The sequence below is a fragment of the Burkholderia sp. APQ4-4ca genome (assembly GCF_057837105.1).
The window spans coordinates 259,719-267,113 of the sequence record NZ_JBYQCG010000059.1; the positions used below are offsets into that span (position 1 = coordinate 259,719).

At 63.8% G+C, this 7,395-nt stretch carries 8 protein-coding genes and 2 pseudogenes; 3 read left to right on the forward strand and 7 right to left on the reverse strand.

From position 1 onward, the window contains the following. Positions 1-257: 257 nt before the first annotated feature. The 7 genes and pseudogenes from AC3IFE_RS03020 to pdxR form a co-directional block, all read right to left on the reverse strand. The gene (locus AC3IFE_RS03020) at positions 258-1,190 is read right to left on the reverse strand and encodes an MBL fold metallo-hydrolase (protein ID WP_489189555.1); all 933 of its coding nucleotides are present in this window, start codon (positions 1,188-1,190) and stop codon (positions 258-260) included. A gap of 148 nt (positions 1,191-1,338) precedes the next feature. Continuing rightward, positions 1,339-1,743, reverse strand: a complete 405-nt coding sequence (locus tag AC3IFE_RS03025) for a cupin domain-containing protein (RefSeq protein WP_089467480.1) — start codon at positions 1,741-1,743, stop codon at positions 1,339-1,341. Positions 1,744-1,747: 4 nt separating this feature from the next. Continuing rightward, positions 1,748-2,227: a carboxymuconolactone decarboxylase family protein gene (locus AC3IFE_RS03030; protein WP_089467481.1), complete on the reverse strand. Its 480-nt coding sequence runs from the start codon at positions 2,225-2,227 to the stop codon at positions 1,748-1,750. 179 nt (positions 2,228-2,406) lie between these two features. Then, positions 2,407-2,598 carry a hypothetical protein gene (locus tag AC3IFE_RS03035; protein ID WP_256979609.1) on the reverse strand — a complete coding sequence of 64 codons (192 nt, stop codon included), beginning with the start codon at positions 2,596-2,598 and terminating at the stop codon, positions 2,407-2,409. A gap of 55 nt (positions 2,599-2,653) precedes the next feature. Next, positions 2,654-2,931, reverse strand: a pseudogene (locus AC3IFE_RS03040) (bestrophin family protein); the annotation flags it as partial. A gap of 121 nt (positions 2,932-3,052) precedes the next feature. Beyond that, positions 3,053-3,553 (reverse strand): Ohr family peroxiredoxin, encoded by a 501-nt coding sequence (locus AC3IFE_RS03045; RefSeq protein WP_089467482.1) that lies wholly within the window; start codon positions 3,551-3,553, stop codon positions 3,053-3,055. A gap of 309 nt (positions 3,554-3,862) precedes the next feature. Beyond that, positions 3,863-5,362 carry a MocR-like pyridoxine biosynthesis transcription factor PdxR gene (pdxR, locus tag AC3IFE_RS03050; RefSeq protein ID WP_089467483.1) on the reverse strand — a complete coding sequence of 500 codons (1,500 nt, stop codon included), beginning with the start codon at positions 5,360-5,362 and terminating at the stop codon, positions 3,863-3,865. 206 nt (positions 5,363-5,568) lie between these two features. Here pdxR and AC3IFE_RS03055 point away from each other — a divergent pair, with 206 nt between their 5' ends. The 3 genes and pseudogenes from AC3IFE_RS03055 to tnpA all read left to right on the forward strand — a co-directional run. Further along, positions 5,569-6,312 carry an SDR family oxidoreductase gene (locus AC3IFE_RS03055; protein ID WP_489189556.1) on the forward strand — a complete coding sequence of 248 codons (744 nt, stop codon included), beginning with the start codon at positions 5,569-5,571 and terminating at the stop codon, positions 6,310-6,312. Positions 6,313-6,394: 82 nt separating this feature from the next. Continuing rightward, positions 6,395-6,985, forward strand: a pseudogene (locus tag AC3IFE_RS03060) (LysR family transcriptional regulator); the annotation flags it as partial. A gap of 84 nt (positions 6,986-7,069) precedes the next feature. Next, a partial coding sequence (tnpA, locus tag AC3IFE_RS03065) for an IS66-like element accessory protein TnpA (RefSeq protein ID WP_489189557.1) occupies positions 7,070-7,395 on the forward strand: 326 nt, incomplete at its 3' end.

Genomic DNA, 7,395 nt, shown 5'->3' on the forward strand with positions numbered 1-7,395 from the left:
ATGTGCTCCGTTGAAGGGTAGGAGTTCAGTACGCCGGCATCAACCGTATCGTGTAGCGATTCGCGTCGGAAGGCAGATTCGCGAACCACGATGTTGCTTTCGCTGCAACGCCGCTGGCAGGACTTTCAGTCGATTCGATCGTCGCTCGTGCCGGCGACTATTGACGAAAAAACCGCCGCGAGTCATGTGAGCTCGCGGCAGTTCTCCGGCAACCGTCAAGGCCACCTATACGACGATGGTCGAGAGTCGAGTATCGATCAGTAGTCCCACTGTACCGGCACGAAGCGGAAACCTTCACCGCGCCTTGCAATGTGACCGATGGAAGGGAACGCGACATGCGCCGCGGCCAGCAGTGCGCCGGTTTCAGCCGCTTCGTCGAGCAACGCCATGCGGACGTCGATAGCGCCTTCAGGATCATGCTCGAAGCCATTTTGCCAATCGGGATTGTCGAAGTTGACTTCGAAAATCGCATCACCCACGAACGTGAGTTTCTCGCCGTTGGACGTGATGTCCACGACGCAGTGTCCCGGCGTGTGACCACCCGTCACGCGGGCCGACACGCCCGCGGCGACTTCCACGGTCCGATCGAACTGCGCGATGTTCTCGCGATAGAGTTCCACGAACTTTGCAGCAGCCTTGCGCAGCGCGGGAGGTACCGCTTCCGGCATCACCGTCTTGCTGAAGTCGGGGTTTTTCCAGAATTCAATTTCCGGGGCCGACACGTGAATGCGCACGTCGTGGCGCAGCTTGGCCTTGACGCCATCGACGTTCAGTCCGCCGACATGGTCCATGTGCATATGTGTAATCACGATATCGGTGATCGCCGCCAGGTCGATGCCGGCCGCTTCCAGACGCATCACCGACCGACCGGCGCGCGAGAAGTATTCGAATCCGTCACCCACGCCCGAGTCGATCAGGATCAGGCGTTCGCCGCTACGCACGAGCGCGATGTTCAGTGCCCAGTCGAACATGTCGCGCTGGAGGAAACGACCGTCGAACCATTCGTTGCGGTCGGCTTCGCTCACGTTGGTCGACATGGTGGACGTCGGCAGCGGCAAAACGCCGTCGCTAATCAACACGACGTCGACGTCGCCCACGCGCACGGCATAGCGGGAAGACACGAGTTCGCCCGATCCGCCTTTTCCAAGGTTGGCGGTGACCGGCTGCACATTGCGGATTGTTGCGCTCATCTTCAATAATCCTATTGATTAAGTTGGGCAATCTGAACAGAACGGCATGGTCAAGAATTACGACCTGGGTCGCGCGCGATCGCGACGCATTCGCTCGACCAAAACCGGGGAAACGGCCCGGCGTTGCCGGGCCTCGACGACGATTGCGCTAATTCACCGGCGTGAGGACCGGCGCGCCCTTGTTCTTGATCAGGAACACGACGAATCTTGCCGGCTTCGTGCTGCTGGCATTTCGGCCCACCGTGTGCAGGTCTTTCGGGCCTTCGTGGAACGTATCGCCGGCATGGAGCGTAACCTCCTTCCCGCCATTCAGGCCCATCACGATGCTGCCGTCCAGCACATAGACGAATGCGTGCGCGTCGTGACGATGAACGGGATCGACGCTGCCGGGCGGATAATCCACGACGATCATCTCGACCTCCTTGCCCGGATACTCGGGCAACGGCTCCGTGGTCAGCGTTGTAACGGTCGCGTGCGGCGCGGCGGCAGCCGGCTGAACGGGCATCAGCAGCGACAGTGCGAGCGGTGCAAGTGCGAGCATGTTGCGTTTCATGTCGTTACTCCAGGTTGGCCTTGTCGAGCCCGAACGTCTTGTCGAACGATCCGGGCACGATCCGGAACGCGACATTCAGCCGGTTCCAGCAGTTGATCGCACCGACGAGGAAGGTCAGATCCGACAGCTCCTTTTCGGAATAGTGGGTACGCACGCGTTCGTAGAGATCGTCCGGCAAGCCATCCGACGAAAGCTGCGTCAGCGCTTCGGTCCATGCGAGCGCGGCGCGTTCGCGCGGCGAAAAGAGCGTCGACTCGCGCCAGATCGCGACGTGATGCATGCGCAGCTCGCGCTCGCCGTGGATCCGGGCCATCTTGACGTGCATGTCGACGCAGAACGCGCAGCCGTTCAGTTGTGATGCGCGCATCTCGACGAGCTCGCGGACCGGCGCTTCGATCGTCGTCTTTTGAAACAACCCGTCGAGCTCGACGAGTTTCTTGGTGAATTCCGGCGATTGCTGAAAGTAGTTGATACGTTGCGTCATGATCCGTTCTCCTGATTTGTGGACATGGATACTTCCGGCCCTGCGTATCGCGATCGATCGCACGACCCGCGTGGCAACCATCGTAATCGCGGCTCCCGCGGGGCAGTAGTACCGGGCGCGCCTGCACTCTGTTGTCGCTTCGGCACCAATCGTGCGCCACGTATGCCGGCGAGATTCAGTCACACCGACACGGCGAGGACGCTGCGGATTCCCTGTCGCACCATCTTCGTATAGGGGCACAGGCGTTCCGTGCCGCGGACAAGACGTTCAGCGAACTGCCGGTCGATACCCGGCATGCGGACGGTGAGATTGGCGATCAGCGCATATCCGCCATCCATCGAATCACGACCGAACGTGACTTCGACGGCCACGGTGGCGTCGCGGATATCGATCCGCTCGCGTTCCTATAACGCGATGATCGTGTGGTCGCGCGAGTTGGCCCCAGCGACGGCTCTTGCCCACGATTTCGGTCCAGATGTCCAGCGCGTCCGTGGCGCGGTTGTACGTCTGGACATTCTTGAAGCCGACGATGAACGACGTCGCGGTTCCGAGGAGACCACGATCGTCAGCGGGATCGACAACCATGTGACGCACAGGAACTTGTACAAAATGACCGGCACAGTCCCGAAGACGAAAAGCGCGTAGAGGTTCCAGCGTGTCCAGATCAGGAACTCCGACAACTTGTACGATTTTCCGAGATGCATTTCATTTGCCTCATCGAGGGCTCGGCGCGCCACCGAGTGCAGGGCGCAGCGGCCACGCGCGACAGCGCCGCAACGAAGGTCTTCAGCGGACAGGTGTCGCTACCGCCCGACGGGCGTCGCGTCAATCAACGACAGTCACGATATTGACGATGGCTTGTCTAGCCATCTTCGCGTACGGGCACAGGCGCTCCGCGGCTCGAACCCGTTCTTCCGCGATGTTTTGATCGACGCCAGGCATCCGGACGCGAACGTCTATGAGCAATGCATGGCCGCCGTCCATCGGATCGCGGCCAAACGAAACCCGCACCTCCACGATCGTATCGGCGGATTCCATGCCGGCGCGTTGCTCGAGCAGGTTCAGCGCACCGTGAAAGCACGCGGCGAAACCCGCCGCGAACAATTGCTCGGGGTTGGTCCCGTTGCCGGGTCCGCCCAACTCGGCGGGCAGGCGCAGATCGACGGCGAGGTTTCCGTCGTCCGAGCGCACGACGCCGGATGCGCGGCCGTGTCCCGTCTCGCCACCGGACACGGTGACGCTCGTCGTATAGAGCGGCTGAAAATCCCGACCCCGATACTTGTCGAGGAGGGAGAGCGGCGGGGCCTGCAGCGTGTTGTCATTCATGATGCGTGCTCGAGTTCGGCGACGCTTCGATTCCCGGTCGTTCATTTGTCGAAGCGTGTTGCAAAGGGGGGCTGCACGGCCGGGCAGATGGCCTCTTCACGAACAGGTGGAGCGAACGATCGTATGCGGACCGCGGCGATCTTCCGGTGCAGCCCGACTCCAGGTTCGTCCATCGAGAAGGGCGCCCCATGCTAGCGGAGCGCACCGTGCGACGGTATGGCCGTCGCGGGCGATTCAATGTTTCCCGTCGGACACCAATCGGGGCCCTGACGCAGGACTGTGACACTCCGGCCGGCTGCGGCCCGCGCGTCAGCGGCCGACGCAGGCGCGCAGCGTTGTCGCGTGACGCTGCGCTTCGTCCGCGTCGACGATGTTCGCGAACCCGATGACGAGGCCGCGCGGCGTGAGCTGCGTATGGCTGTTCGTATACCAGATCGACAACGGCACGACCGCGAGCCCGGCGTCGCGCGCGCGTGCGGCGACGGCGACGTCGTCGACCGGCCCATCGGGCCCGTCGGTGAATCGCACCGCGAACTGGATCCCACCCACCGGCGACTCGACGATCAGCCGCTCGCGGAACGCCTGACGCAATGCATGCACGATCAGCATGCGGCGCTCGCCGTACAGCGCGCGCATGCGCTTCAGATGGCGGGCAAAGTGCCCCTGTTCGACGAAATCGGCCAGCGCCGCCTGCAGGAGCGGCGGCGACCCGGCATTCATGCTGCACGCCACGCGTTCGACGCGCTCCACGGCGCGCTCCGGCACGACCGCGTAGGCGAGCCGCAAACCGGGGTACATCGCCTTGCTGAAGGTGCCGCAATAGATCACGCGATCGCGCCGGTCGAGACTCTTCAACGCGGGCAGCGGGCGGCCGAGATAGCGAAACTCGCTGTCGTAGTCGTCCTCGACGATCCACCCCGACATTTTTTCCGCCCAGTCGAGCAACGCGATGCGGCGGGACAGCGACAGCGTATGCCCGAGCGGGCTCTGATGCGACGGCGTCACCACGGCGAAACGTGCCTGCGCGTCCAGCTGCATGCCGCGTTCGACGTCGATCCCGTCGGCGTCCACCGGCACGGGGACGAGTTGTACGCCGGTCTCGGACAGGAACCCGCGTGCGAGCAGATAGCCGGGATCCTCGAACCACACGCGCTCGTCTGCCCGTGCCAGGCTGCGCAGGATGAGTTCCAGCGTGGCGCGGTAGCCGCCGGTGACGAACACCTGTTCCGGCACGCAGGTGACGCCGCGCGACAGCGTCAGATAGGTGGCGATGTGTTCGCGCAGCGGCCGGTAACCGGCCGGATCCGGATAGCCGAGCAGTGCGCGTTCGCTGCTGCGCGCGCGCTGCGACACGAGCCGGTGCCAGACCTTGCGCGGAAATGCATCGAGCGCCGGGAGCCCGGGTTGCAGCGGGTGCGGCTCGCCGCTCAGCGCGACGGCGATCGGCTGCGCTCGGCGTAGCGGCGGCGTGTCGTTCGATCCGACCGACGCACGCTGCGGGTCGGCATGTTCGGCGGAGGCGGGCAGCGACTGCGTCAGCGAGACCGGCAGGGACGGCGAGACGAACGTGCCTGCCGCGCCGCGCATTTGCAGATAGCCCTCGTCGACTAGGACCGTATAGGCCTGCTCAACCGTGCCGCGCGCCGTATTCAGTTGCGTCGCCAGGCCGCGCAGCGCGGGCACGCGATCGCCGGGGCGCAGATGACCGGCGGCGATCGCGGCCTTGAACCGCTCGCAAATCTGCAGATAGACGGGCAACTGGTGGTGCCGGTCGATTTCGATGGACAGCGGGGGCGTTTGCGCGGACATCACGGTCTCCCGGGTAGCGCGAACAGGACGGGAATCGATGCCGCATGGACCAGTCCGATCGACGATTCTTGGCACTTATGGATAGGACATGATTCTTCCACAATTGCGGCACGGCATGCGACGGTCACGATCGCCTTTCAACGGATCCGACGCCGCCGCGTACCCCCTCGCAGTTCAATGTAATCCATTCGTCAGGAGATTTTGCGATGAAGATCGTTGTCATCGGTGGTTCGGGCCTGATCGGCTCGCATGTCGTCGCGCTGCTCGGCGAAGCCGGTCATCATGCGCTGGCTGCGTCGCCGCGCACCGGCGTCAATACCATCACGGGCGAAGACCTGGCTGATGCATTGACGGGCGCGGACGTCGTCGTGGACGTGGCGAATGCGCCGTCATGGGAGCCGCAGGCGGTGCTGGACTTCTTCCGCACGTCGGCACGCAATCTCGGCAAGGCGGAAGTGGCGGCCGGCGTGCGCCACCATGTCGCGTTGTCGATCGTCGGTTGCGACCGCATGCCGGAGAACGGCTATTTCGCGGCGAAGGTCGCGCAGGAACAGGCGATCGAGGCGGCGGGCGTTCCGTACACCATCGTTCGCGCGACGCAATTCATGGAATTCATCGGCGGCATCGCGGATGCCGGCACGGTGGACGGCACGGTCCGCATCGGCGACGGCCTGTTTCAGCCGATCGCCGCGGAAGACGTGTCGTCGCTCGTCGCGCAGATCGCGCTCACCGGGCCGCGGAACGGCACGGTCGAAATCGCGGGCCCGGATCGCGCGCCGTTCGCGGAGATCGTCGCGCGGTATCTGAAATCGGTCGGCGATACGCGTACGGTGGTGACCGATCGCGATGCCCGTTACTACGGCGGCCGCGTCGAGGAGAAATCGCTGGTGCCGCTCGGGAGTGCGCGACTCGGCCGCATCGGTCTCGACCCGTGGCTCGCAAGAAGCTGATTCGCGTTCGTGTGTGCAGTGGTTCGCCGACCCACGCCGGCAACGGGCAATCGGAGTGAGCGACATGTCTGAGGAAGCGGAAATGAATCATTCGGAACCTTCGGGGCAGGGCGTTTGTCGCGACCTGACCGGTCGCGCCGATGCGCTGTCCGCGAGCTTCGGGGCGAGCTATGCAGGCATCCTTGCCTTCGTTGCAGTGGCGAGCGAGGGAAGCTTTACCAAGGCCGCCGAACGGCTCGGCGTCGGACGGCCAGCCGTGAGCCGGAATGTCCAGAAGCTCGAAACGCAACTAAGTACTCGGCTGTTCCAGCGGACCACGCGCATGACCGAGCTGACCAGCGAAGGCCAGCGATTTTTCGAGAACTGCCGCCAGGGCGTCGCGCAGATCGTCGAGGCCATGAACGACATGCTGGAACTGCGGCAGGGGCCGCCGCGCGGCCTGATCCGTATCAGCTCGGCGGTGGGGTTTGGCCGGAAAATCGTTGCGCCGTTGCTGGAAACGTTTGCACGGGCGTACCCCGACATCGTCTTCGACCTGCTGCTCGACGACCGGCCGCTCGACCTGGTGTCGGAACGGATCGACGTGGCGTTTCGCAATGGCCGCATCGAGGACTCCAGCATCATCGCGCGGCAACTGATTCCGATGCAGATGGCGCTTTGCGCAGCACCATCGTAAGCGCGAATTTAAGCACACCTAGAATTCCAGGCTGAATGCGCGCAGGCTTGCGTCCGCAACTACAACTTGCGGACGCAACCGATGACAGAGAACGAAGTTGATTTCTTTCCGCTGCGCGTGACGGGCGTGACCGCCACCGGCAAGCGACGCTTTGATCCAGAGGGTAAGCGCAAGCTGGTCGAGGCCTGTATGCAGCCAGGTGCGTCGATTGCCGGACTTGCGCTGAAGGCCGGCGTCAATGCGAACCAACTGCATAAATGGATTCACTTGCGCGAGCGTACGAGCGGGACTGCGCTGACGACAGCTGGTAAGCCGGCGCCATCGGCATTCGTACCGGTCGTGACCGTCAACGACGTGATGCCAGTGGCGCAGCGCGCACCCGTGCCGCAATCGCCGAAGAGGAGCCC